Genomic DNA, 26,237 nt, shown 5'->3' with positions numbered 1-26,237 from the left:
CTTTCGAGAAGTTCGTCGTAATCGGCAAAAAGATCTTTTAAGCGAACCCAGTCAGGGGCCTCCTCTTCGGGCGGGTTCTGTTCGAGGGCCGCCCGTACCTGTTGCGTCACAAACGCGGCCAGTCCCCGGACTTTCATGAGATGAGCGAAGTTTTTTTGAAGGGCGTATCGAACGGGCTTCTGAATGCGGTCGAGGATTATCTCGCGCGATTCGACGCTGTCCATGGTTGACACGAAGGTCAAGGTTAGAAGAGGCGCGTCCGGTTGCGCCTCCGGATGAACATCAGAAAATTCCTTGTCACACGACGGACATTATGGTAACATACCCAATTGGTTTCTGCAACCTTGACAACGAGGAACAAGCATCGTTAACAAGTATGATTGAGGAAAAGGAGAATCTCCGTGGCGTACGTTTGTGCAATCTGCGGGAAAGGAAAAACGATCGGTTTTAAGGTCAGTCATGCCCATAATAAAACCAAGCACCCCTTTTACCCGAACCTGAAATCCGTCAAGGCTGTCGTGAACGACACGACCCGACGGCTCAAAGTCTGCACCCGTTGCATTCGTTCCGGCTGGGTGAAGAAGGCCGTCTGATTGTAGGGGCTTGCGTCGCCCCCTCCACTGGCCAAGCCAGATGGAGCCTCCCCCTCCCGCTCGCCTTGCTCGCTGGGTCGATACCACAGGCAACGCGAGTGAAAGGACCGCACCGGTCAGGTTAAGAATCTATTTTGGTGAAACGATGATCGAGATTTTTGCCCTGTCAAAGCAAAACGGACTACGGAGGATTACGGAATCCGAGTCTTTACCCAGCCTGCTGAAGGACGAGACCGAATCGGTCTGGGTGGATCTGGAAGCCCCGACCGAGGAAGAAAACCAGATCCTTTCTTCCATCTTCAATTTTCATCCCCTCGCCATAGAAGATTGCATCGCGGAATCCCACCTTCCCAAACTGGATGATTTCGGCGACTATCTCTTCCTCGTGCTCCACGGAGCCCGTCGTGGAGACGTCTCCGGAACGTTCAAAACGGTCGAGCTTAATTTTTTTCTGGGCAAACGCTACCTGGTCACCTACCATCAGCAATTGTCCCGCAGCATCAACCGCACCAAAGAACGGTGCCTGAAAAATTCTCTCTCCATGTCCCGGGGAACGGATTTCCTGCTTTACGAGATTCTGGACGGTACGGTTGACAATTACTTTCCCATCTTAGATGACTTCGACGAAGTGGTGGATGAGCTCGAACGCGAGGTCACTGGATTTCCCAGCAAGGAAACCCTGAACCGGATATTCTCGCTGAAACGGGATGGGATGTCCCTTCGGCGGGTGACCAGTCCGCAACGGGAAATTCTCAACCGGTTGAGCCGCGATTCGTTCGCGGTGGTCAACAAACGGACGGCCATTTATTTCCGAGATGTTTATGACCACCTCGTGCGGATTAACGACCTGGCTGAATCGTACAAAGACCTTACGACCGGGCTCCTGGAGGCCTACATCTCCATGGTGTCGAACCGTTTGAACGAGGTCATAAAGGTGCTCACCGCGCTTACCGTCGTCTTTATGCCGCTCATGGTCATCCCCAGCATCTACGGCATGAACTTTAAGTACATGCCCGAATTGGAATGGCGCTACGGATACCCCGCGACGATCGGGGTGATGGTGGGCATTGTCGTCGTGATGCTGTGGTTCTTCCGCAGGAAAAAGTGGATTTAGAATAGGTTATCGTGGACAGAGTCCCCGGGTATCTATTCAGCGGGCAAAAGGCATCCCTAAAATAAATAACGGAAACCCACCGACAGCGTGTAATCCGGACTAGCCTGGGTCAACCCCATGCTCCATGCCGCAGTCAGTGCCTTGTTGGTATCCAAGTCATACAATAAACCGATGAGAGCCGACAAAGGATCCGCCGAGGTCTTGGCCGAAAGCCGTGAAGGCAGGTCCGATGATTTGGGATACGGGTTGGACTGGCCCGCCAATTCGCCCACCACGTGAAAATATTCGGCCGTCGTCAAATAGTCGATGGCGAGGCTGTAGGTCAGGACGTCGTTCAGATTGGTATTGGGTGGGTTACCGACGAAAATATATCCCAGGTTCACATGAACGGTCACCGGAAAAAATTCTTTTGATGCGATCGCGCGCAGACTGACGTCGGGCTCGCCGGTGCATTCCGGAGAGAGGGCCTTGTCCTTGTTGCAACTCGGAAACTTCACGGATAATTGTCCGGCGATCGAAACCGGATTCGCTTCCCGCCCTTTGATGAATCGAACCTTCACTTTGAGCGTGACATCCCCCACGCCGTCCTCGTCCCCCACGCCGTCTACATCCCCCGAGCCTTTCACCTTGCGAATCAGATACGGGACATCCACCGAGAAATCGAGGTTGTTGATCAGTCCGTAGGTCAGTTCCGCCTTCAGGTCATAAGTGGAGAGATTGCTTTTCCAGCGATCGAGTTGCAGGCTGACGTCCAGCCTCGATTTACCCCGGTCCACCGGAACGGCGGTCTCGGTATCGAGGTAGGGCAGAAGGGCCAAAGCCGGACGGGATGGCAGAAGAGCCAGCAATGTCATCAGTCCGAAAAGAAAGACACGCCAGGTCATCCTGCCCCTTTCGTCGATCGGATCGATCCGAATAAAAACTTGCCGCATTCTACTGGGTGCCGCGTCACAATGTCAAGGAGCTTGGGGGCGCTCGGGACCGAAACCGTCAGTTTTTCCCTCGCCATTTTTCCAAAAGCTCCGAAGCTTTTTCCTGGGCGGCAAGATCCTCCACACGAAATTCCGCCCGGGGCGTGTCATGCACAAGGTCCTCGGCCAGTTTCCGCGCCTCGGTCCTGGAGTCCTTGTTCCAATCCCAGAGCGCCTCGGCCAGGTAAAGCCGATTGGCGGAATTCCGAGGCTCGATCTGATAGGCCTTCCGAAGGAACTCGACGCCTTTTTTTGTGGAGGCCCAACCGGTAATGAAAGGAACATAGGGCGTTTGATGATGAAGACGTCCCAGGACGCGATAGCCTCCGCCCTGGGCGTATTCCGGATCCAGGATCGTCACCGCCGTCGCCAGGTCGCGGATTTTTCCCGCGGCCCCTTGTCGGACGGCCTGAAACTTTCCGTAAGCCAGGGCCCACATTCCCCAGTTGGCGGAGGACCAGAAAAAACAGCCGACGACATCGGGGGCCTTCTCAAAATGATGCGCCAACTCAACCGGGCCGGCTTTGTCGAGAGACTGGCCGGTTTTCCGGAAAGCTTCCGTGCGGATCAGCTGGAGCGCCTTTTCCCCGACGGCCTTGCCTTCGTCAAAAATCTTCTTCTTCACTTCGATGTCTTCCGTTGTGTACTCCCCCTTAAAGAAAAAAGCCCGCATCAACCGCCACCGAACGGCCAGGGAATCCGGGGAGGATGCCAAGGCCTGCCGATAAGCCGCAATCGCGAGATCGACCTCCTTGGAATCCGCCTTCGAACCCTGCGCGGTCTCGCCCCGAAGGTCCCAGTGACGGTCCCCTTCCTCGAACAACGATGAAACCGACGGCCCGGTGTCCTGGGAACAAACGGGGACGGTAAAAACCAGCATGGATACAAGGAGGAGAGAAAGGGTCTTTATCGACGGGTTTTGGAATATAGCCGGCAGACGGAACGCCTCCTCTATATATAAGGTAGGGGCACGGCAGGCCGTGCCCCGGATTATGGGGACCTTATAGTATGATTACTGGAGCGGGCGACGGGATTTGAACCCGCGACCAAGAGCTTGGGAAGCTCCTACGCTACCGCTGCGCTACGCCCGCATTAACGACAGTATGCTACAAACCACCCTCACTGTCAACCCGGTTTTCCCTTGCGTCGAAGACGGACGAAACGCGTCTTTCCAACGCGGGTTTTATAAATACGACCCTCCACCAATTCCCTGTCTTCCGATAAAACCTCTCCCTCCAGTTCGACTGCCCCCATCGCGATCAATCTTCGGGCCTCCCCCCGACTCTTAGCCAGCCCCTCGCTGGCCATCGCCGTGGCGACCGTGCCAAGTTCCGTCTCGAGAAGGGGGGCATCTTCCGGAAATTCGCCCCTTGAATGCTTTTTCTCGAAGGCTTCCGCCGCGTTTTTTGCCGCGTCCTGCGAGTGGTATCGCGTCACCAATTCTCCGGCCAAGCGCTTTTTGGCCTCCATCGGATGCATCGCCCGAATCGCGTCCAGGTCGTGGTCTGTTAACAGCTCATAATAGCGAAGCATGAGGACATCGCTGATCGACATAATCTTCCCGAACATCTCGGACGGCGTGTCTTCGAGTGCGATGTAATTCCCGTAGCTCTTGCTCATCTTCCGGACGCCGTCGGTTCCTTCGAGGAGGGGCAGCGTCATGACGACCTGCTCCTCCTGCCCGTACCGTCGCTGCAGGGTCCGGCCCATCAACAGATTGAATTTCTGATCCGTCCCGCCGAGCTCGACATCGGCCCGCAATTCGACCGAGTCGTATCCTTGAAGGAGCGGATAGTAGAATTCCAGAATGCTGATGTCCTTTTTTTCCTGAAACCGCTTGGTGAAATCGTCCCGCTCCAGCATTCGGGCGACCGTAACTTTGGATCCCAGCCGCGCGAACTCAATGGCGCTCATCCGGCCCAACCATTCGCTGTTGAACCGCACCCGCGTTCGTCCCCGATCCAGGATCTTGAAGACCTGCCGTTCGTAAGTTTTGGCATTCTCCCGGACGTCCTCCTCGGTCAGCGGCCTTCGGGTCTCGGTCACACCGGAAGGATCGCCGATCATGCCTGTAAAGTCTCCGATCAGGAAAGTGACTTCGTGTCCGAGATCCTGAAACTGTCGGAGTTTGTGCAGGAGAACCGTATGGCCTAAATGCAGATCCGGGGCGGTCGGATCAAACCCGGCCTTGACCCTCAGCGGCCGCTTGAGATCGAGTTTATTTATCAGCTCTTTCTCCTGGATCACTTCGACGACCCCGCGGAGAAGAAGCTTCGTCTGCTGCTCGGCCGGTTTCATGCGGAGGCCGGCCCGCCGGCGGGCGGGCTTTTTCGACGGGGGAGGTGGATCGCGGCTTCGTGAACATCCTCGGCCGCTTCCATCATCGCCTCCGCCAGGGTGGGATGGGCGTGGATCATCCCCGCGATGTCCGTCGCCTTGCCGCCCAGCCGCATCGCGATCGCGGCTTCGTGAACCAGGTCCGAGGCATGGGGACCCAGGATGTGGACGCCCAGGATCCGGTCGGTCTCCCGTTCCGTGATCACCTTCACGACGCCGACAATCTCATCCATGGTGTGGGCCCTTCCCAGAGCCCGGAAGGGATATCGTCCGACCCCGATCTCCAGTCCCAGTTCAACCGCCTCCCACTCCTTGAGACCCACCGTCCCGATCTCGGGCAGCGTGAAGATCCCCGCCGGGACCACGGCGTAGTCCATGAAATGACTTCCCGACTCGGCGGCGGCGTTGGCCGCGGCCACCTTCCCCTCCGCCGACGCCACATGGGCCAGCATGATCCTCCCGACCGCATCGCCGATGGCGAACACGCCGGGCGCTCGGGTTTCCATTCGCGGGTCGACGAGGATCTCCCCGCGTTTTCCGAGGACGACCCCGGCCTCCTCCAGTCCGAGGCCCTCCGTGTTCATCCTTCGTCCGATCGAAACCAGGGCCCGATCCCCCGCGATCGTCTGTCCGTCGCTTAGGGTCAGGACGACCTGCGTGGACTCGATCACCGCCTTGTCCACCCGCACGCCGAGACGAAGCTTGATCCCGCGCTTGTTCATCTCCCGCTGGACGAGGGATGAAATTTCCTCGTCCTCGGTAGCCAGGGGCCGGTTTTTCATCTCCACCATCGTCACGGAAACCCCCAGCGCCCGGTACAGGAATCCGAATTCGCACCCTTCGACGCCGGCCCCGACGATCAGAAGGTGCGAAGGAAGGACACGGGGCTCCAGCGCCTCCTCGCTGGTGATGACGCGTTCGCCGTCAAACGGAAAGATCGGGGGCATGATGGGTTTGGAACCGGTCGCCAGAATCACGCGGTCCGCTTCCATCCGTCGGGCCGTCCCGCCCGCCTCGATCACCTCGATCGCCCGCGGACCGATCATTCGACCGCGGCCTTTGATCAGGGCCACGCCCCAGCTCTTCAGCAGGGCATGAATCCCGCGGACCTGGGACTGGACAATCCGCTGTTTGCGTTCCAGCATGCGCGTGACGTCGTACGTCGGCTCGCTGATGACGCGCACGCCGAATTCCTCGGCGCGCCTGAGCCGTTCCACCACCTCGGCGTTGAAGATCAACGCCTTGCTGGGGATGCAGCCCTTGTTAAGGCAGGTGCCCCCCACCTCCTGTTCTTCAACGAGACTCACCCGCGCCCCGAGTTGGGCCGCGCGGATGGCGGCGACATAGCCGCCCGGGCCCGCCCCGATCACAGCAATCCGTGGGTTGACTCCCATCGCGGTTCATTCCGCCTTCGATTTGAGGTAGTCGCCGTATTGCCGGGCGTCCATGAGCCGCTTGGCTTCCGACGGATCCGACATCTGGATCTTGGCGATCCACCCCCGGCCGTAAGGATCCTTGTTCACCAACTCGGGTTTTTCCCGGAGTTCCTCGTTCACGACCAGAATCTTTCCGCTGACCGGGGTGTAAATCGGAGACGTGGTCTTGGTGGATTCCACCTCGCCGATTTCCTGTCCGGATTGAACCGTGGCGCCGACCTTTGGGAGTTCCAGATAAACGACGTCCCCCAAGGCGTCCTGTGCAAAATGCGTGATCCCCAATACCGCCGACTGATTTTCCAGGCGAAGCCATTCATGCTCGGTGTGATAACGTAATTCTTCGGGTATCATGTGTCCTCCGTTTGATAGGGGCTCTCGTCGTCGCCATGGTCCGTGGGGCTCCGGGCGGTCCGCCTCCGGCGGATCCTCCCACGCCCCGCGCTCGGACAGGCGAGGCCTGATCCTCGTTTCCTCCGCCGGCGGAGCGGCTCGACTGAGCTCGCCGAAGTCCTCCCCTTCTCGCTCACGGGGCCCGCTGGTGAATAATTCGTTAACCCGCCTTGAGGTCATCGCCCATCTTATCCGGGGCCCCCGCAACAAAAAACCAAATACTAAATTAGTGACGCCGTCTTGTCAAGGGAGTCTTCGGCGCTTCAGCGGCTTCGGAAAACAGGAGCCCCGCCCCCTGGAACTCGCCAATATGCGACACGGCCCATGGCGCTTGCGTCATGGGAATCAGGGCGATCACCCGCTTGGGATCGCCGATCAGGTCCACCATCCGATCCAGGACAAGCAACGGATTGTCGGTCCCGGAGTCGGTGGATACCGGGATCGCGAAATAGTCGATCCCGTGCATTTTTTCTTCCAGAACATCGATGCCCGATCGGGCCAAGGCCACCTGAGGCTGCGTGAGGGCCGAAACCGGCACAACGCGGACCCAATCCACCAGGGGATAGCGGTCCCGCACCGTCTTGATCACCTCGGCCAGGTGGCCGACGATTTGGCGGTTTTTCCAACCGGTCCATTTCCAGAACAACGGGGTTCCGGATATCTCCGGCGCGGAAATTTTTCGGCCGGACGGCCCCGCCGGCGCGATAAGCCGTTCGGGCTCCAGGCCTTCGCCAAAATCCAGATCAAAAGCAGCCCGGGCCTTCGGACTGAGACCCTCCCAAGGGCCGATCAGCGGATCCTCATCCATCACGAAGCCGTCCATGCCCGTGGCCGCCAGATCCAAATCGAATTGTTCCAGACGCTCCAGCGTCGAGGGATTGAAGAAATCCAGTGCATCCGTCGGAGTCAGCCGTTTTCGGACGGGGTCATAGCGGAGGTCGCGTTCCTGATCCGGAACCTTGAACCAAGGAAGATGCCGCACGGGAATACGAACCCAGACCTTGAATCCGCGCTGATGAGCCGCCCGCACCGCATCCGCCACCGTCTCACGGACCACGGCGGCTTGATTCGTTTTGAAATACACCCCGCCGGCCCCAAACCCCTGAATCACAACCACGCGGGCCCCTTCGATCGGGACGTCGGCAAGGACTTTTTCCCATCGGCCGCCCGTCTTTTCCGGATCGCCGGGCAGGGCCACGCCCACATACCGTCGGAAGGGTTTTTTCCCCCTTTGCCGTTGCAGAACCTCATCCAGAAAGTCGAGGCGCAACCCGGCTTCGTACCGGTGGGCGGATTTTGGGAAATTGTCGATGAAGGCCCGGTACTCCCTGGCCGCGCGTTCAAACTCATTGGCGGATTCGTAGGACTTCCCGATCATCCACTGAGCTTCCGCCAGCAACGGGGATCCTGGAAAGCGGAGGATCACGGCCTGAAACTGTCGGACAGCTTTACCATAGTCCTCCTGCTCGTAGGCCTTCATTCCCTCCTCGAACGCCTCGAGCTGAACGGACGGGATGGGGGGCGGGATAACGGCCGGCGGCCGTGGCGCCGCGCAGTCCGCGACGGCCAGACAAACGGTAAGACAGAAGCCCATCCGAACGAGACCAATTCTCGCCACGAATTTCTTCACCGATCAGGTATTTTTTTCCACCCGATTGGCCAACTCCACCACCGAGCGGGCCGATTCCAGGGCGGCGACGGGGCGACGCCCCAAGTCCGGAATCAAATAGAAGTTTTTGAGTGAGGTCAGGTAGTAGCAAGCCCCATCCCGCGACACCTTCCGGGGGGTTCGGATTTGCTCCGCCAGCTTGAGGGGAATCCGGGTTACGGCCTCCGTCTCGCCGAGGTCGTCCCCCAAAAAGGACAGGACCCCCTCGGAAAACGGCATCAGCCAGGTCAAATGAGCGGTGACTGCAGACACCAGGGTCTGCAGAACCTCCTGCCGCGGTCGATCGGTCTCCGGAAGATACCCGACGACCTGAAGCGCCCGCTGACCCTTGGGCGCGGCCCAATCTTCCTGAGGCGAATTCAATTGAAGGTATAAAAAATTATCGGACAGTGAAGGCCGCTGGTACGATCGAAGGAAGAGAAGATGTTCCTTCATGGGCAAGGGGACGGCCTTTCCGGCCAAACCGAAGTACAGTTTAAATTCCCTCTGAAAGGCCGACGGATCGGAAGCCGACGGCCAAGGAAGGTTCAGGATCACGCAGCTTCCTTGAACGGTCTGGCCGTCGACGGTCCGAATTCCATCCGTGGCCCGATGGCGAAGAACGATTTCGGCGGCCTGCTTCCGATAGACGACGTCCCCGTGATGTTCCTGAATCACCTTGACGAGCTGTTCGGCCAAACGGGGAATTCCGCCGCTGATCGTGATCATATCGCGTTGGAGAAGACCCAGCAGGTGGACCAGATCCAGGCCGCTGGCCTCCTCCACCGTCCTCCCGTTAAAAATGAGAAGGAGCAGCTCCAGTCCGCGCCGGATTTCCGGCGCCAGACGGTGCGGACGCAGAAAATCATCGGCGCGCTGCCGGCGGAGGGTCCGGACCGTGGAGGTGTACCGCATCCGTTCCCGGAATTCGTTGATCCAGTCCCTTCCCATGGACGGATTCGTCCGTTGGGCCTGGTGCATCCTCGGACGGATGATCTCCTCGCATCGTTCCATCTCGGACCAGAGCGACTTGAGTTCCTGGCCCTGGTCCGGGAACTCCCGGCGGAGTTCCCCGGCCATCTCGCCCGGCTCCGTGTAGCAATCGATACGGTGATCCGGTAGGACGATCTGCAGTTGCGGCTGGGTCTTGCGAAACAGATCGTTCTCGCGCTTGAGCAAGGAGAGCGAGAGACCCAATTCGGTCAGGAGACGGTCATACAGGCCGTCCCGCTCAAATCCCAGGAATAGAGTCGGTCCCTTGACAAAGGTGTATCCGTCTTTGGAGAGTCGAAAGGAGGCCCCGCCGGCCGTCGGCGCTTCCTCAAGGACAATGACCTGCTTGCCCCGTTTCGCCAGCAGGGCGGCGCAGAGGAGCCCTTCCAGGCCAGCGCCGATGACGATCACGTCGTAGCGTCTGGAGGTGTTCAGCATGATCCTTCAGGTCGCGGATGCATTCATCACTTTTTTTGGCGTGGTCCTCTCGCTCACGCTCCTGTGCAGATCTCCCCAGCCGGTGAAGCGAGCGAGAGGGGGAGGATTTCGGCGAGCTCAGTCGAGCCGCTCCCCAGGCGGAGGGGGCGACGCGAGCCCCTATAATTGAAGTTCGAGGCCGGGGAAGAAATATCCGATCTCGAATTGCGCCGACTCGCGGGAATCCGAGCCGTGAACCACATTATGCTCGATGTCGGTGCCGAATTCCCCGCGAATCGTTCCCTGGCCCGCCTCCTTCGGATCGGTCGCGCCCATGAGGTCGCGATGGCGTTTAATGACGTCCTCCCCTTCGAGGACCAGAACCACCATCGGTCCGCCGGCCATGAAGGTCGCCAGACTATCGAAGAACGGACGCTTCCGGTGGACGTAATAAAAACCTTCCGCCTGGGACTTCGCGATGCGGATCTTTTTCATCGCCACGATCTGGAATCCCTGGGCCTCGTACCGTTTTATGATTTCCCCGGTCAGCCGGCGCGAAACCGCATCCGGCTTGATAATGGCCAATGTTCGCTCAAGCACGCCTTTTCCCCTCTCCGCCGATACCGTTTCAACGATGACTAAAAACCGCCCTATTGTAATAAAACGGCCACGGAATTGCAACGGCTATTGCCGTCCGGACCCGGCAGTTGATTTGAGCCGAAGGCTGTGATAATTTTAAAACATGAAACGGACCGTCACCAAGAAAATCCGGGACTACCGGGAAGTGGTTCAGGCCGTCGACCGGGCGATTCGTGAGATCCCGACGCTGCGTGCGGTCGCCTTGGGCTCGGTACGGGCGGGAACGGAACAATACCCTGTTTATCATCTCTCGCTGAAAGGCGCAAAGACGGGCAATCCCACGTCGCGGCCGGTCTATATCGGGGGAGGGATTCACGGGGATGAGCCCGGAGGCGTCTGGGCCGTTCTGGAATTTCTGAAACGTTACAAATCCCTTCCGGTCCTGTACCAACGTTTCGAGTTCACCGTCCTGCCGTGTACGAACCCGTTCGGGTATGAACACGGCACCCGGGAAAACGCCGCGGGGATCGATCTGAACCGGCAGTTCAAGAATCCTTCCCCCCCGTCGGAAGTTCGGTATGTGAAAAATGCGGTCGGCGACCGACCCTTCCTTCTCGCCATGGAATTCCACGAAGACGTCGATACGCCGGGGTTCTATCTCTACGAATTGACGCAGGACGGCCACCCCTCGTGGGGTCGGGAGATGATCGCACGGATCGGCTCGAATTTCCCGATCAACCGCGGCGAAGAGATCGAGGGACTGCCGGCCGACGAAGGTCTGATCCACCGGGAGCTTGCGGATGACGATTTCCGGACGATGCTGGAGCGGCGGCCGGACTGGCCCCAGGCCTTCTACCATTTCGCCAACAGCACCCGGCGCTGCTACACCACCGAGACGCCGGTCCATCTGACGCCCGGGGAGCGCGCCGAGATCCATCTCACGGCGCTCGATTCGGCCCTCCAAAAATTATGGGAATCCTGAGGCCGGCCGAGCCGGTCAAGCTGCTGGTCGGAATGATCGCCGGAAGGCCGACCTTGTTTGAAGAAGTCCGCCCCTTTCTTACAGCCCGTTTCGGACCGGTCGATCTGGAAAGCCCCGTTTATCCCTGGACCCATACGGCCTATTACGAAAAAGAGTTGGGGGAGAACCTGAAACGCCAATTCTTTTTTTTCAAGCCGTCCATCCCGCCCGATACGCTTCCGGACATCAAACGGTTTACAAACGAGCTCGAGCAACGGTGGCTCCGGACAACGTCCGAAGGAAGCTTCCGGCGGATCAATCTCGATCCGGGGTATCTCGCCCCGTCGAAGATCGTCCTGGCGACGACCAAAGATTATGCCCACCGGATCTATCTCCGGGACGGGATTTACGCAGAAGTCACGCTCGTCTTTCAGGGAAAGAGTTTCACACCCCTCCCCCACACCTATCCGGACTTCCGGTCGGACGAGTACATCTCGTTCTTCAACGAGGCCCGTAAACGTCCCTGACGGCGATTCAAGCCCTTAAAGAATGATACTGCCAGCGTGCCACGCGAGCGAGAGGGGGAGGACTTCGGCGAGCTCAGTCGAGCCGCTCGGCCGGCCTGCACTCGGCGGTTTGCAGCCGACGTGTGGAGGGGGCGACGTGAGCCCCTACAATAGATGCCGTCCCCCGTCCACGCGGATGCACTCGCCCGTGACGAAGTCGGTCTCGATCAAAAAGACAACCGCCTTCGCGATCTCTTCGGGCCCTCCCCACCGACCCAAGGGGGTGGCCCGTTTGACCGCACGGCTCTCCCGGGCCGACAGATCAGGGGGCGGCAGGATCGGTCCCGGCGCGACCGCATTGACCAGGATCTCCGGCGCCAATTCCAGGGCCAGCGCCTGAGTCAGACCGATGACGCCCGCTTTCGAAACGTAGTACGGAAGATACGCCTTATACCGAGGCCGGCCGCTGGCCGCGATCCAATCCGAAAAATGAATGATGCGCCCCTGACCCCGCCGCTTCATCCACGGCGCGCACTGAAGTGAAAGAAGATAGGCGCTTTCCAGGTTCGCCGCCATGTTCTTTTCCAAGACGTTGGCATCGAGCGACGCAAGCGCCGCCCTTTCATAGATCGAGGCCAGGTTGACCAGGATATCCAGCCGGCCGAACGTCGCGGCCACCCTTTTGACCGCAGCGGCGAGATCGGCCGCCTTCGTCAGATCGGCCCGCACCGTCACCCCGCGGACCCCCAGGGCCTGAACTTTCTTCGCGGTCTCCTCGGCGCTGGACTTCGAGGAACGAAAGGTCATGGCCACATCGGCCCCGCGGCGGGCCAGCGCGATGGCGACGGCCTGACCGATCCTCGCCCCCCCTGTGATCAATGCGGCTTTACCTTCCGGATCCACCTAAGATGTCCTCCCCTAGAACGATCCCTATGCCTTCCAGCATTGCAACGATACTCAACCGCGCCCCAACGTGTCAAGGAACGAATGGGCCGCAATCCGACTGTCCCCGGTCGGGGGAACGACATCCCGACCCTAAAAGATAAAGGACTTCGCACGCGACATCTCGGACGGGCGGAGCGTAATCATCCAATTGAACTGCGTTCGATCGGGCAGACGCTGATAAGAAACCCCGATACCCAGACATTGGCCGACATATTCCATCCCGTAATCGTTTTCCGCGAAGACCCGGTCCTGGATGTCGTAGTACGTCTTGGCGGACAGGATGACTTTCCCGGGCAGATCGATCCGGATTTCCCCTGTGAGATAACGGATGAGCGGGGACGCCTGGCTGTACCAGAAGGCCGGATCCCCGGGAGCCAGGGCATTGAAAGGGTCCCCGTTGGGCGCGACCGCGCCCTCGCGCGTATAACGCTGTCCGAGGTCGATCGTCCAGGGATGAAGACCCTTGAGTTGGAGATCGGTGTTGAATGAGACCGTTTTCCGCTGATAGAGGTCATAAAAGGTGTCCACGTCCAGACTCGCTCCGGTCCACGGCCGGATAATGGACTCCGATCTCAAATTGGACAGCGGCCGCGACGGGCCGGGATCATTCTCAAGCCGTCGGGCGTGGATATCGTAGGTCTGCGTGAGCTTCCAGAAAATCAGTTCGCGCGCGGAGGTTTTTCCGGGATCGGAATGGTCCTCCAAGACCAACCGGTTCGTCAGGGAATAGGTCACATCGTTTTTTCGGGGCAACTGATCGATATCATCGAAGTGGGGCAAGCGGGTTTGATCCACAAAGGGGACGTAGTCGTAGACGGCGGCCGGCTCGATGTAATGAACGAGCTGACGGGGCCCCGAGGACTCAAAAGCCTTGTAGACCCGGGTGTTGGCTCCCAGATCGAGGACCTCGACCCCCCGCTGCGTCGGGGAATCCGATACGAGGTCGCGGCTGTACCAGGTTTCCCGGTAACCGGCGCGCGGGGTCAGGACCAGGCCGCCGAGATCGAGCCGCGTCCATACACGCGGAAAAACGTCGAGGCGTTGGGCCCGAATCAATCCGGCCGCAGGATCTTCATGTTCCCGCCAGAAATTGTCGGCCTTCGCATCCAAGCCCAGATACAAGGGCGAATCCCCCAGCCTGTATTCCTGTAATGAATAACCCAGTTCGGGAAGAACCTGGAGGGTGGTATTGCTTTCCGTGACGAGGTCCTTCGTCACCAGGGCCTTGAGATAAAGCTCTTGATTGTCCCACCGCCTAAAGATTACAAAGTTCGACTGAATGGTTGGCTGGGTCCGTTCCGATGTCGAAGTGCTGAGGTCCCGAAATTGATTGATGTCGCTGACCAGGTGAACATTCAACCGGGCCTGGAAATCGGGGGTGAACCGCTGGGTGTGCTGAAATTCCGTCTCGGTCCGGAGGTCGCCGGTGATATGATCGTTAAACACGGCGTAGTGCAACTCTCCCTCGGAAGTCCGGCTGAGCCGATAACGATACTCCAGGCCCAACCCGGTTCCCCGGATGCTTCGGTAGTCCAGCGTAAGTGTCATATCCTGGCTGGGACTGATCGCCCAGTAGAGATCCTGATCGACGATCAATCCGTCCGTGGTGTTGTAGCCGAACCGTGTCGGAAGGAAACCGCTCTGCCGCTCCGTGCCGGCCGGAAACATCAGATAGGGCGTGTACAGGACCGGGACGTCTTTGACGTAGAGGATCACATTATGAGCCACCAGCGTATGCCCCACATCCAGACGGGCGGTCTGTCCGCGGAATCGCCAGAGAGGGGCCTCTCGGTCTTGCGTGTCGCAGGAGGTCAGGGACCAGGCCTTCAAATCATAATGATTCTCTCCCGTTTTATCCATTTGGTCGGCATCGACATGATAATTATCCTTCTCGATAAACAATTTCCCGGGAAGGACCGTGCCCTTTTTGGTATTGAAATTGTAATCGAGCTCCTCCCCGGAAACGACGTCATCCCCGTCGCGCAGGACGGCATGTCCGGCGGCCTTGACCTGCCCGGTTCCGTGGTCCAGCGTGACATGATCGGCTTGAAGATGGACGCCCCCCCGTACCACGTTGACCGAGCCGTCCGCGATGTAGAAATCGGAATCCTTCAAATACTGGATCTGGTCGGCCGTGATCTCGATCGGTTCCTTGCTCTTTAGGATAGGATCGGAGGAAGGGGGAACCGTCTGGGGGGATTCCCCAAAGGTTGAGGAGGCTATCAGGAGGGCAATCCACAGCGCGGAGGCCGCGCCGATCCTTTGAAAATACCGATGCGGGTCGCAAGGCCGAGGCCCCAACAATCTACCCCCTCAGTGCCGTCGGTTGCGGCAACCCCTTCAGATACGATCGCGCCTCGCCCATCGTATAAAGAGACCCGGTGACGCAGATCAGATCGGCCGGCGTGGCCACGGACTGCGCATATCGCAAGGCCTCCTCCACGGGCTCCCGGGCCGTCGAACGGACCGAAAAGGAATCGACCCGCCGCTTCAGATCGGCCGTTGGTTCGGCCCGATCATAACCGGGCCGGGTCAACACCACCTCATCGGCCAACGGCACCAGTTCGGCCAGGATGCCGTCGATATCCTTATCGCGCATGATCCCCACTACCAGGACCAACCGCCCCGGCCGCGGGGGACGGGTCTCTTCCAAGAACACCCGAAGGACCCGCGCCCCGGCGGGATTGTGCGCCCCGTCCAGAAGCACGGGCGCGCCGGAGGGACTCGGGCGAATCATTTCCAAGCGCCCGTCCCAACGAACCGTCGAAAGACCCCGGCGAATCGCGGCTTCACCCGCCGAGAGGCCGTGGGACTCCAGCAATTCCAGGGCGCCCAAGGCGCAGGCGGCGTTCGATAATTGATGCTTCCCCATCAGCCCAAAGCTCAGATCGGGATACGACCCCCGGAGGCCCCGATACAGAAACCGCCGCGGCGATGATCCCTCCGTGCGGATCTCATGGCCCACCCGATAAAGCGGAGCCCCCTGTTCCCGGGAAACGGTGCGGATGACCTCCAAGGCTTCCGGACGATCCGCCGCGGTCACCACCGGAACGCCGGGCTTGACGATTCCGGCCTTCTCGAACGCGATCTGTTCAAGCGTGTTTCCCAAAAACGCCTGATGATCGAAGTCGACATTGGTGATGACGGTAACCAGCGGGCTCAACACATTGGTGGCATCATACCGCCCCCCCATTCCGACCTCCGCCGCCACCAGATCGACCGAGGACTCCGCAAAATAGAGAAACGCCATGGCCGTCGTGAATTCAAAGAAGGTCGCCGGGATATCCCCCGCCGCGGCGCGAACCCGTTCCGTCAACCGGGCCACCCGTTCCGGGGAGATCGGCTCGCCGTTGACCCGTATCCGCTCCGTGAAATCGATAAGATGGGGCGACGTGTAGAGCCCCGTCCGGTAACCGGCCGTCTGAAGGACGGTCGCGATCGCGGCCGCGGTCGATCCCTTACCGTTGGTCCCGGCGACATGGACGGACCGAAAACGCTCGTGGGGCTCCCCCAGCGCGGTCATCAGGCGCCGAATATTATCAAGCCCCAATTTGATGCCGTGCCATTGAAGACTGTAGAGATATTCGATGGCCTTTGGATAGGAAAGCGTCATGGCCTGTGGTCGATCCGGGCGTCGCTGTCACGCACTGTAAAAGGTCAGAAGCTTGGCCAGAGTTTGCTTCAGCTTTTTCCGTTCCAGAATCAGATCGATCATCCCGTGATCCAGTAGAAATTCGGATCGCTGGAATCCCTCGGGCAGCTGTTGTTTGATCGTCTGTTCGATCACGCGGGCGCCGGCAAATCCGATCAGGGCCTTGGGCTCCGCGATGATAATGTCGCCCAGCATCGCGAAGCTGGCCGTGACGCCGCCGAAGGTCGGGTCGGCCAGAATGGAAAAAAAGGGAACCCTGGCTTCAGCCAGTCGGGCCACCGCGGCGGAGGTCTTGGCCATCTGCATGAGCGATAGAATGCCTTCCTGCATCCGCGCGCCGCCGGAAGAACTGACGATGATCAGCGGCCAGCGGCGGGAGACCGCTTTTTCCGCCGCGCGCAGAATTTTTTCCCCCACAACCGAGCCCATGCTGCCGCCCATGTAGGAAAAGTTGAACAGCCCCAGAACCACCGGCAGATGATTGATCGTCCCCTCGCCGATCACCATCGCATCCCGTTGACGCGTCTTGTCCTGGGCCGTTTTAATCCGCTCCCGGTAGCGAACCGAATCCTTGAAATTCAGGGGATCCAGCGGCGAAAGGCCGGTGTCCCATTCCTTGAAACTCCCCTCGTCCAGCATCAGGGAGATCCGCTCGCCGATGGAAATGGGAAAATGATAATTGCATTTCGGACAGACCTTGGCGTTCTTCTCGATTTCCTTCCGGTAGACCACCTCTTTGCAACTGTCGCACTTGAGCCAAAGCCCTTCCGGAATCTTCAACCGTTTCCCTTCGGCCGACTTGTCTTTTTTAAACCAGGCCATCGCCCCTCCTCAAAACCGACGCCAGAATAGCATATTCTTAAAAGACGATCAAGAAAGGTCCGAACCCGGAAGGACGCGCCGCTTCATCGATCCGAGGATTCCGCGAAGCTTTAGGACGGTTTATGGGCCGGCAGGAACTGCCAACGGATGCCCAGGGAATAGTTCATGCCGCCCACATCCAGCGAATCGTCGAAGGGATCGGCGCTTTTCACCTTGGCCACGGCATACCGGGCCTCCAGGAACACCGAAAACCGTTTAATCAAGGGCGCCTCGATGCCGGCGAGGGCGTGCAGACCCAACACGTTCGAGGAAAGATGATCTTGAACGGTCCCGCTGACCTCGCGGGTAAAATGGTAAAAACCGATTCCGCCCCCCAGGTACCCCTCCAAGGGTTCCTCGGCCGGATTTTTTTGGGGTCGGAGGCGGATTGCGAAATGGTATTTCGGGGTCAGGAGGAGGTATTGCGTTGAAAATTGGAGGCTGCCGCAACAAACATTCTTGAAATCCGTTTCGCTTCGGTACTGGCCGGCCGTGACGGTCAGACTTTTTTCTCTTTCCCATCGCCAATCGTATTCCAATTCCCCGCTCAAGCCGGCCAGGTCGCCGGGGGAGACAAGGCCGGAATTGCTGTCGAAATAGTCGCTTGAATTATACCGATGGTAACCCACCTTTAAGGCCAAGGAATGCACCGGCTGGAACGGGGCGTCCACCCCGGCGGCCGCCGCCGTTTGGGGCCACAGAACGATCAGGGCCAGCAGTCCCGTCGCAGAGGTCATTCCGGAACCGCGTCCGATGATCGTCCGGCCCAAGGCCGGATGTTTTCCGAGTTTCCTCCTCAGAATCGGAAGGACGAGCGGCCAGAACAGGACAAGAAGAAACAGGAGACCCTGAACGGGCGATACCGTATCGGAATCGGATGCGCGGATGGCACCGATCGGAGAGCCGCATCCTCCGTGTCCCCCGATGAGACCCGATCCCTTCACCCGGCGCAACGCGCTGGAGGCGTTCAGCCTTCCGGACGAGGCCACGCGGCCCTTCAGGCCGTCGAGGGGATCGGCGGTCAGGAGGATCGCGGCCCGAACCTCCTCCGGCGTGAGCGATGGATCCTGGGACAGGAGCAGCCCGGCCGCGCCCGCGACGTGCGGCGCGGCCATGGAGGTTCCGGTCATGTAGGCGTGGACCGTCGTGATCGGCGTATTTAAACAGCTGATGACGTTCGTCAGTTTAACGACGGTCACCGGCGTGGTGGAATATACGCATTCCCCGGGCGCGCCGATATCGACACGGTTTTTGCCGTAATTGGAAATGGGGGACAGGCGATCATTGGCGTCGGTGGCCGCCACCGAGATCACGTTGGGGAGATTGAAGCTGGCCGGGTAGATCGGAAAGTCGTCGTTGTTCGTTCCGTCGTTCCCGGCCGCGGCCACGAAAAGGATCCCGGCGGTGCCGGCGGCGCGGATCGCGTCCTCTTCGGTCGAGGACAAACCGGGACCTCCGAAACTGGCATTGATGATGCTCGCGCCGTTGTTGATCGCGTAATCGATGGCCTGAATTTCATCCCCCACCGAACCGCAGCCGTTCGCATCGAGAATCTTCAACGGCATGATCTGCGCGTTCCACAGAACACCCGTAATTCCCGTGCCATTGTTCCCCCGGGCTGCAATAATCCCGGCCACATGGGTACCGTGTCCGAAATCATCCATCGGATCGTTGTTCCCGACCGGGTCGTCCTGCGTGCAGTTGCAGGCGCCGCTCGCATCCACTGTACAGGTCTGATTTCCGACGAAATTCCAACCGTGGAAATCATCCGTATAGCCGTTCCCGTCGTCGTCCTTTCCGTTTCCGGTGGATGGGGTGATGGGGTTTGTCCAGGTATCCCCGGCATTGGCCCAGATATTGGACGCGGTACTGGTCCTGAAATCCGTATGGGTATAATCCACCCCGCTGTCGATCACCGCGATCACCATCGAAGGGGAGCCGGTGGTGATGTCCCAGGCCAACGGCGCATCGATGTCGGCGCCCGGGCTGCCGTGGAAATTGGGGGTGGCATGGATGGCCTGGCCGGTGTTATGAAGACCCCACTGCTCATCCAACTGGACATCGTTGGGAAGGGTGTCCGAGGCCCGCCGGATGTAGTTCGGTTCGGCGTAGAGCACGTCCGGCTGGCCGCGGTAGGCCTTGAGGGCCTCTTCCACCGAGAGGCCGGACGGGAGGGAAAGGAGCCGGACCCCCGTGAGCTCCGATTTTCTTTTCACAAAGGTCTTCAACCGGGCGCCGACGCTCTCGATCGTCTCCGGCGGGGTTCCGGGTTTGAATTTCACAAGGATCTCGCCCGGGGTATACGCGGGCGAAGCGGCCGCGGAAGCGGCCGAGAAAATCAAAACGACCCACACAATCAACGCTCGCAAGGTATTGCGCTCCTCCTCCCGCCGATGGACATCCGCCTTCCTTGCGAAAAAAAACGTCCACCCTGCGGCGCGACAAGATGGACGCGATCGCAAGCCGCTTCCCTTCAGGGCCGGGGTTCGACCCAGATCTCCCCCCGGGGAGTGGTCTCTTTTTTCCAGAGGGGGACGATCGCCTTCAACTCATCGATGCACCACCGGCAGGCCCGGAAGGCCTCGGCCCGGTGCTCAGCGGCCGTCATGATTAAAACGATATTTCCGCCGATGGGAATTTCCCCGGTCCGGTGGATCATGCAGACCTCGATGATCGCAAATTTTTTCAAGGCCCGCCCCCGGATCTCGGCCAACGTTTTCTCGGCCAGACCGGCATAATGCTCATAGCTCAAGCGGGTGACCGGGCGGCCCTTGGAAAAATCACGGGCCGTGCCGACGAATACCGCAACCCCCCCGATTCTTGTCGAGACGGCCTTGAGTCGGCGCAGTTCCTCGTCCAAGGAAAAATCCCCCGGCTGGATCCGCGTCCAACGATTTTCGTCGGTGTCCGCGGCCTTGACGATCGCCGGCGCTTTTTTTTTAACGAGACCCCGATGACCCGCCTTGACCGGGCTTCCGCCGGAGAAGGGCGGCATCAGGCCGACCTCGTCTCCGTCCCGGATCACGGTTTCCTCGGTCGCCATCTCCCGGTTCACGGCCACGAGCACCTTTTCCCGCCCGATCCATTCCTTCAATCCGGGAATTTCGGACTCCAAAAGACTCCGCAGCCCCTTCAAGGACACCGGGCGGCTCAGCGTCAATTCGATTTCCGGACGACCCGCCAGGTCTTTGAGTTTCGCAAACAAACGGATCCTCACCATCCCCGACCCCCTACTTTCCGCCCTGCGATGGCCGTCGGTAGGTTCCCGATTTCCCCCCGGCTTTTTCAACCAGCATGATCTGTCCGAAACTCATTTCCCGGTCGACCGCCTTGCACATGTCGTAGATCGTCAGGGCCGCCGCGCACACCGCCGTCATCGCTTCCATCTCCACCCCGGTGGGACCGAAGGCCTTCACGACGGCCTCGATTCCGATGCTGCAGCGATTTTCGGAATCCGGATTCGGTTCTTCCTTGAAACGCATCTCCACGCCGGAAAGAAGCAAGGGATGACAAAGCGGGATAAGGCTCGGAACCTGCTTGGCCGCCATCACGCCGGCCACCTGGGCAACGGCCAGGACGTCGCCCTTGGCGATGCCTCCCTTCCGAACCAGTCTCAAGGTTTCCGGTTTTAAATAAACCTTGCCGACCGCCGTGGCGGTCCGCGCGGTCCGGGGCTTGCCCCCGACGTCCACCATCCGGGCGCGGCCGCTCTCGTCCAAATGACTCAAAGCCATCCGGCCCTTCCTTTCGCGGTTTTCTTCCCGGATTTTTTCTCGGCCGCCTTGGCCTCCTCCCAGAGCCGGTCCATCTCGGCCAACGGCATTTCGGATAACGGCGTCCGGGATATCCCGGCCTTCCTTTCGATATAACGGAATCGATTCATAAACCGACGGTTGGCCTTGCGCAACGATTCTTCCGGGTCGAGCTTTAAAAAACGGGCCAGATTCACCAGGGCAAAGAAGAGGTCTCCGAATTCGTGTCGAATCGGCCGGACCTGTCCCTCTTCAACGGCCTGTTCCAGTTCCTTCAACTCCTCGCGCACTTTATTCCAGACCGGTCTCAACTCCTTCCAATCAAACCCGACCCGGGAGGCGCGTGTCTGAAGCTGATAGGCCCTCATCAGCGCCGGCAGGGGCTTTGGAACCCCGTCCAATACCGACTTTCTTTTGCGGTGCCGCTTTTCCTTCTGTTTGAGCTCCTCCCATCGGGCCAGCACATCCTTGGCGGTCACCCGCCGACTTCCTCGACGGTCGGAAGGGGCCGAGCCGAAGACGTGCGGATGACGCCGGGTCATCTTGTCGATCGTGTAAGAGAGGACATCCTCGATCCCAAACTCGCCCCGTTCCCTGGCGATCTCGGAATGAAACAGGATCTGAAACAGGAGATCCCCCAATTCCTCCTTCAACAATTCAGGATTCTCTTCGTCGATCGCCTCCAGGACTTCGTAGGCCTCCTCGAGAAGAAAGGGCTTTAGGCTGTCCCTCGTCTGCTCCCGGTCCCACGGGCAGCCTTTCTTCCCCCGGAGCCTTTCCATCACGGCGACCAACTCGTAGAACCGCTTCGACACTTTAAACCCTTCCCCCCCACCGAATCCAGGGTTCATTATACCGGCTTTTCGTACAGATGCAAACCCGTTGTTTTCGCGTCCGCGCCTTGCAAACAAACCGGCTTTATGTTACGGTATTCTCGTCGGAATTTACGCTTTTTCTGGCCGTAAAGGAGTAGTGGATTGTATAAAAAGTCCATCGCCGCCCTGGTGGTCGTCATCCTGCTGGTCCTGTCGCTCCATCTTCTTTTGCGCGGCGGATTATTCTCGGAGCCGCTGACGCGTTTTGCGGAGTCGCAGATTCAGCGTCTGACCGGAACGCCCGTCACGGTGCGCCGCGTCACACTGGGCCTCCTCCCCGTCGCCGTGGTTTTAGACGGGGTCGTGCTGCCCGCTCCTGAAACGGGCCGTCCCCCCATCGCCGTCCAGCGAATCCGGGTTTGGATTTCTCCCTGGTCTCTTTTGACTCAAGTGACCTTTATTAAAAAAATCCGCCTGATCGGCCCGGAAATCGTCCTCCGAGTCGGACGCGATTCCGTCCTTCCGATCCATCCCAATCTTCCGAAGGGATCCCCGGATTCTCCCGGAGGCGGGTCCCAAAAATTAACCCTCGTCATCCGCCAGATTGAAGTTCAGGACGGCCGCCTTGAATTGCAAGGGCCCTCCGGCGAACCGTTTCTGAAACTGGCACAATGGGAAGGGACCGTCACCCCGGACCTCCTGATGGAAAACTTTCAGGTGATCCTTTCCGCAAAGGGCGTGTCGGTGGACCGCAACACCTTCCATAAGAAACTGGATTCCATGTCGGCCCGACTCAACATCCGGTCGAATTCTTTGGATATCCAAACCCTGGAGCTGGCCGACCCCACGTCCCACTACACCGTCAGCGGAACGGTCCAAAATCCGGCCCAACCGCGGCTCGCGCTCTCCGTGGATGCCGCCTTCCCGTTGAGCGACCTCAATCCCCTTCTTCCCGGGCGCTTCCCGATGACCGGCGCGGCTCGATTCACCGGGCATCTGGTCGGGCCCGGATCCGATCCCGCGGTCCGGGGCAACATCTCGATCTCAAACTGGGCCGTTTCTTCAAGATCCGTTGGCAACGCGAAAACCGTCATCCTTTATCAGGATCGCGTCTTCACATTGTCCGATCTCTCGGCCGACGTCTTCGGCGGAAATATATCCGGGGAGGCCCGCTTGTCCGTGGCCGGGCTCTCGGGGGACGGCGGTCCCCTCCCGTACAGGGTGTCGCTTCAATTCACCGGGTTAACTCCATCCGGATTTCTTCCCATTCTGGGCCTCGAATCCTATCCGGCCGCGCAACGGCTTGAAGGGGCCGTCGATCTGGAGGGACGGATCAAAGAGATGCATTTCGATCCGAAAGACATTTCCGGAAAGGGCCGGCTCCGCCTGACCAAATCGGAAGAAGGCCCGTCCGTCCCGCCTCCGGGAACAACCCCGTCCGGCCGGGAGACCGGAATGATGGGACTGCTGGCCCAGCTCCGCGAAGCTTCGACCGAATTTCGGATCGGTTCCGGGGACCTGTCTCTCGATAAAACGACCCTTCGCACGGGTCGGTCCTCCCTGACGGTCGAAGGATCGATTCGCGCCGATGGGTCGATCGCGCTTGAGGCGACGTTGGAAAGCGCCGACCTGTCCGAGCTGGCCATCCTGGCCGCCTCCCCTACCACCGTCGCCGCGGGCCAGGCGAGGGAAAGGGAAGGACCCCATCCGGCTTTGCCGGCGGAGGGGGCGACGCAAGCCCCTATGATAGAAGGAAGCCTCAAACTTTCCGGAAGTTTGACGGGAACACTGAAAGATCCTGTCTTCAAAGGGGACGGCCACCTGCGCAACGTGCGCTTACGAGGACGGCATTTTGAAGCGGCCGATTCGGATCTGATCTATCGGAACCGGACGATCCGATTCAAACGCGCCGTCGTTCAAGAGAATCAGGCCCGCTACGAGATCAAGGGGCTCGTTTCATTGGACCGGCCGGCGGAGGGCCCGTCGCACCCCTTCTTCGACCTGTCGGCTAAAATTCGTCAAGGCAATCCTCGCGAAGTCGTCTCCCTTTTTACAAAGGAAATGCCGATCGATGTTCCCGCGACGGGCGATCTCACCGTCAAGGGGACCCCGTCGCAATTCCGGCTCGAGGCCCGGTTTCAGGCCGGTTCCGGCTCGATCTACGGTCGGCCGATTGACAATGGAACCGTCACGCTGATTCTCAACCGCGACCGGATCGTCTTCAAGGAGGTCCGCGCCCGTCGGGGCGAAACCGAGCTGACCGGAAACGGTTCGATCGGATTTAATGGCGAATTTGAATTTTCGGCCGAAACCGCGCACGCCCGACTGGAGGATTTCCAGCCGGAGGTGAAAACCCTCGCGGTTTTCCGGGGGCCGCTGACCGGCCGGATCGCCGGCTCCGGTCCCTTCCTCAATCCCCGGATTGAAACCCAAATTTCTTTTTTGGACGTCGTCTATCAGAATCAGTCCCTGGGCCCCGGAAATCTTTCGGCCGAAATAAAGGACCATCGGTTATCGGCCGACTTTCAATTGTCCAGGGGGGTCAAGGGTTCCGCGGAAATGGAATGGGCGCCCGGCCATCCCTACCGGATCAATATTTCCCTCGACGATGCGGACCTGAAGCCGTGGTTCGGATCCGACGTTCCCAATCTGACGGCCTTGAACCGTTTCACGACCAGCGGAACCCTGATGGCCAGCGGCCAGATCGATCCGCCCGGAGGCGCGGGACCGGAAACGTTGAACGCGGCGGAGGCTACAATCCATTTGACCGCGCTGACGGTCGATGTGTCGAATTACGTCGTCACAAACGAGGGCGACATCCAGCTCGAACTCCGCCAGGGGAACGTATCGATCCAATCGTTCAAGCTCAAAGGCCCCGGGACCTCCTTGGCGGTATCCGGCGATCTGGCGCTGTTCAAAAGCTACAACTTTTTTATCAACGGGGAAGCCGACCTGGATCTGTTCCGGATTTTCACGAAGGAAATCACCTATGCGAAAGGATTCGCCTATCTGGCGCTTCAGATCACCGATCAGTGGGAGGATCCCAAAATCCGGGGCGGGTTGACCATCCATGACGGGGTGGTGAAGAGCGCCTCGCTGGGGCAGGCCCTCGACATGACCTCCGTGAATTTTGCATTCAACGAGCGCCAGGTGCTCCTCGAATCATTTGATGCGGAGTTTGGCGGCGGAAAACTTCAGGCAGCCGGCCGGATTGATCTGGTCCGTTTCGTTCCCTCGCGCTACTCCCTGAACCTGGAGATGACGGGCAGCCAGATCAGTCCCTTCAAGGGATTCTCGTCGGTGGTCGACGCATCCGTGTTCTTCCAAAGCGACACAAGGGTCCAGTCGCTTTCCGGAGAGGTTGAAATCCGCCGGGCCAATTACGAAAGGCGCTTGGACTGGCAGACCTGGGTCCTGGCCCTGGTCAGGCCCAATACGAAGGAATCCACGCCGCTGCCGTGGTGGCTCAAAGAGACGGCCCTGAACATTCAAATCCAGGGGAAGAACAATATTTGGGTCAAGAACAATCTGGCCAACCTGCCGCTGGAGATCGATCTGGTGCTCAAGGGTACCGTCGACCGCCCGAGCCTTCTGGGTCGAGTGGAGGCCAAGGGCGGATCGTTTTCGTTCCAACAAAATGAATTCAAGATCGTTTCAGGCACGGTCGATTTCATCAACCCGGAACAGATCCGACCCGTTGTGGACGTGCGGGCCACCACACGGGTGACGACCTACGACATCGAGCTGAGCCTGGTCGGGCCGGCCGACAAACTCGACCTCACGCTAACCTCCAACCCATCGGTATCGGATCAAAACGACATCCTCTGTTTGTTATCTTACCGTCGGCTTTGCAGGGACGTCGAGGCCGCTTCAAAAGGGAAGGGCCCTTCCGAGGCATCCTCGATCGCAGCCACGGCCGCGATCGAAAGTATCATCTCGGAGCAGGTCGAATCGTTGACGGGAATCGATCGCATCGTGGTAAACCCGTATTACTCTTCGAATAAATCGGGAAGCGTGCCCATGGTCTCGGTCTCCCAACAATTGCTGGAGGACAAACTGATTATGACGTACGCCATCCCGATGGACCCCTCCCAGGGACAGATCATTCAGTTGGAATATACCCTGAGTAAGACGGTCTCGATTCTCGGTCAACGGGACGAACTCGGCCATACGGGAGGAGATTTAAAATTACATTTCGAGTTCCGGTAAATCCTCAACAAGAAATGCTCGAAAGAGGGGGAGGGTCCATCCGGACTTCGGCGACTTC

Annotated in this window: 22 protein-coding genes and 1 tRNA gene; 5 read left to right on the top strand and 18 right to left on the bottom strand. The window is 59.3% G+C overall.

Annotated features, from left to right (window positions below; genetic code table 11):
* A partial coding sequence (locus VMN77_03745; GenBank protein ID HTN42890.1) for a hypothetical protein occupies positions 1-242 on the bottom strand: 242 nt, incomplete at its 3' end.
* Between the two features lie 159 nt (positions 243-401).
* Here VMN77_03745 and rpmB point away from each other — a divergent pair.
* Both rpmB and corA read left to right on the top strand, forming a co-directional pair.
* A complete protein-coding gene (gene rpmB / locus VMN77_03740; GenBank protein HTN42889.1) occupies positions 402-593 on the top strand; it encodes a 50S ribosomal protein L28 in 192 nt (63 codons plus the stop codon).
* 145 nt (positions 594-738) lie between these two features.
* Positions 739-1,707, top strand: a complete 969-nt coding sequence (corA, locus tag VMN77_03735) for a magnesium/cobalt transporter CorA (GenBank protein HTN42888.1) — start codon at positions 739-741, stop codon at positions 1,705-1,707.
* 56 nt (positions 1,708-1,763) lie between these two features.
* Here corA and VMN77_03730 read toward each other — a convergent pair whose 3' ends face one another.
* The 9 genes from VMN77_03730 to ndk form a co-directional block, all read right to left on the bottom strand.
* Positions 1,764-2,591, bottom strand: a complete 828-nt coding sequence (locus tag VMN77_03730) for a transporter (protein ID HTN42887.1) — start codon at positions 2,589-2,591, stop codon at positions 1,764-1,766.
* Positions 2,592-2,697: 106 nt separating this feature from the next.
* On the bottom strand, positions 2,698-3,501 hold the full coding sequence (locus VMN77_03725; GenBank protein HTN42886.1) for a hypothetical protein: 804 nt from the start codon (positions 3,499-3,501) through the stop codon (positions 2,698-2,700).
* A gap of 193 nt (positions 3,502-3,694) precedes the next feature.
* A tRNA-Gly gene (locus tag VMN77_03720) sits at positions 3,695-3,769 on the bottom strand.
* Between the two features lie 34 nt (positions 3,770-3,803).
* On the bottom strand, positions 3,804-4,976 hold the full coding sequence (gene tyrS / locus VMN77_03715; protein HTN42885.1) for a tyrosine--tRNA ligase: 1,173 nt from the start codon (positions 4,974-4,976) through the stop codon (positions 3,804-3,806).
* Positions 4,973-6,409: a dihydrolipoyl dehydrogenase gene (lpdA, locus tag VMN77_03710; GenBank protein HTN42884.1), complete on the bottom strand. Its 1,437-nt coding sequence runs from the start codon at positions 6,407-6,409 to the stop codon at positions 4,973-4,975. Before lpdA ends, tyrS begins: the two co-directional genes overlap by 4 nt.
* Before the next feature lie 6 nt (positions 6,410-6,415).
* Positions 6,416-6,802: a glycine cleavage system protein GcvH gene (gene gcvH, locus VMN77_03705; GenBank protein HTN42883.1), complete on the bottom strand. Its 387-nt coding sequence runs from the start codon at positions 6,800-6,802 to the stop codon at positions 6,416-6,418.
* Between the two features lie 265 nt (positions 6,803-7,067).
* Positions 7,068-8,459 (bottom strand): outer membrane protein assembly factor BamD, encoded by a 1,392-nt coding sequence (gene bamD / locus VMN77_03700; GenBank protein ID HTN42882.1) that lies wholly within the window; start codon positions 8,457-8,459, stop codon positions 7,068-7,070.
* Positions 8,460-8,474: 15 nt separating this feature from the next.
* Positions 8,475-9,920 carry an FAD-dependent oxidoreductase gene (locus tag VMN77_03695; protein HTN42881.1) on the bottom strand — a complete coding sequence of 482 codons (1,446 nt, stop codon included), beginning with the start codon at positions 9,918-9,920 and terminating at the stop codon, positions 8,475-8,477.
* Positions 9,921-10,079: 159 nt separating this feature from the next.
* Positions 10,080-10,499, bottom strand: a complete 420-nt coding sequence (ndk, locus tag VMN77_03690) for a nucleoside-diphosphate kinase (GenBank protein HTN42880.1) — start codon at positions 10,497-10,499, stop codon at positions 10,080-10,082.
* A gap of 142 nt (positions 10,500-10,641) precedes the next feature.
* Here ndk and VMN77_03685 point away from each other — a divergent pair, with 142 nt between their 5' ends.
* Both VMN77_03685 and VMN77_03680 read left to right on the top strand, forming a co-directional pair.
* On the top strand, positions 10,642-11,460 hold the full coding sequence (locus VMN77_03685) for a M14 family metallocarboxypeptidase (GenBank protein ID HTN42879.1): 819 nt from the start codon (positions 10,642-10,644) through the stop codon (positions 11,458-11,460).
* Entirely contained in the window at positions 11,448-11,966 is a 519-nt protein-coding gene (locus VMN77_03680) for a DUF4416 family protein (protein ID HTN42878.1), read from the top strand. The genes VMN77_03685 and VMN77_03680 overlap by 13 nt, the downstream gene beginning before the upstream one ends.
* Before the next feature lie 144 nt (positions 11,967-12,110).
* On the opposite strand, the gene VMN77_03675 is transcribed toward VMN77_03680, so the two are convergent.
* The 8 genes from VMN77_03675 to mazG form a co-directional block, all read right to left on the bottom strand.
* On the bottom strand, positions 12,111-12,848 hold the full coding sequence (locus VMN77_03675) for an SDR family oxidoreductase (protein ID HTN42877.1): 738 nt from the start codon (positions 12,846-12,848) through the stop codon (positions 12,111-12,113).
* A 132-nt stretch (positions 12,849-12,980) separates the two neighbouring features.
* Positions 12,981-15,191, bottom strand: coding sequence for an LPS assembly protein LptD (gene lptD, locus VMN77_03670; GenBank protein ID HTN42876.1), 2,211 nt, complete (start codon positions 15,189-15,191; stop codon positions 12,981-12,983).
* A gap of 4 nt (positions 15,192-15,195) precedes the next feature.
* Entirely contained in the window at positions 15,196-16,503 is a 1,308-nt protein-coding gene (locus VMN77_03665) for a folylpolyglutamate synthase/dihydrofolate synthase family protein (protein HTN42875.1), read from the bottom strand.
* Positions 16,504-16,530: 27 nt separating this feature from the next.
* Positions 16,531-17,364 carry an acetyl-CoA carboxylase, carboxyltransferase subunit beta gene (accD, locus tag VMN77_03660; GenBank protein ID HTN42874.1) on the bottom strand — a complete coding sequence of 278 codons (834 nt, stop codon included), beginning with the start codon at positions 17,362-17,364 and terminating at the stop codon, positions 16,531-16,533.
* 110 nt (positions 17,365-17,474) lie between these two features.
* Positions 17,475-19,772, bottom strand: a complete 2,298-nt coding sequence (locus VMN77_03655) for a S8 family serine peptidase (GenBank protein ID HTN42873.1) — start codon at positions 19,770-19,772, stop codon at positions 17,475-17,477.
* 104 nt (positions 19,773-19,876) lie between these two features.
* Entirely contained in the window at positions 19,877-20,623 is a 747-nt protein-coding gene (locus VMN77_03650) for a molybdenum cofactor biosynthesis protein MoaE (GenBank protein HTN42872.1), read from the bottom strand.
* A 10-nt stretch (positions 20,624-20,633) separates the two neighbouring features.
* Positions 20,634-21,137: a cyclic pyranopterin monophosphate synthase MoaC gene (moaC, locus tag VMN77_03645; protein ID HTN42871.1), complete on the bottom strand. Its 504-nt coding sequence runs from the start codon at positions 21,135-21,137 to the stop codon at positions 20,634-20,636.
* Positions 21,128-21,970, bottom strand: coding sequence for a nucleoside triphosphate pyrophosphohydrolase (gene mazG, locus VMN77_03640; GenBank protein ID HTN42870.1), 843 nt, complete (start codon positions 21,968-21,970; stop codon positions 21,128-21,130). The genes moaC and mazG overlap by 10 nt, the downstream gene beginning before the upstream one ends.
* Before the next feature lie 162 nt (positions 21,971-22,132).
* On the opposite strand from mazG, the gene VMN77_03635 reads away from it, so the two are divergent.
* The gene (locus tag VMN77_03635) at positions 22,133-26,179 is read left to right on the top strand and encodes a translocation/assembly module TamB domain-containing protein (protein ID HTN42869.1); all 4,047 of its coding nucleotides are present in this window, start codon (positions 22,133-22,135) and stop codon (positions 26,177-26,179) included.
* The last annotated feature ends 58 nt before the right edge of the window (positions 26,180-26,237 follow it).

It is taken from the genome of Nitrospiria bacterium, from assembly GCA_035498035.1.
GTDB lineage: Bacteria > Nitrospirota > Nitrospiria > JACQBZ01 > JACQBZ01 > JACQBZ01.
Note: the sequence above shows the minus strand (reverse complement) of the source record. Positions and strands in the feature narration are given on the sequence as shown.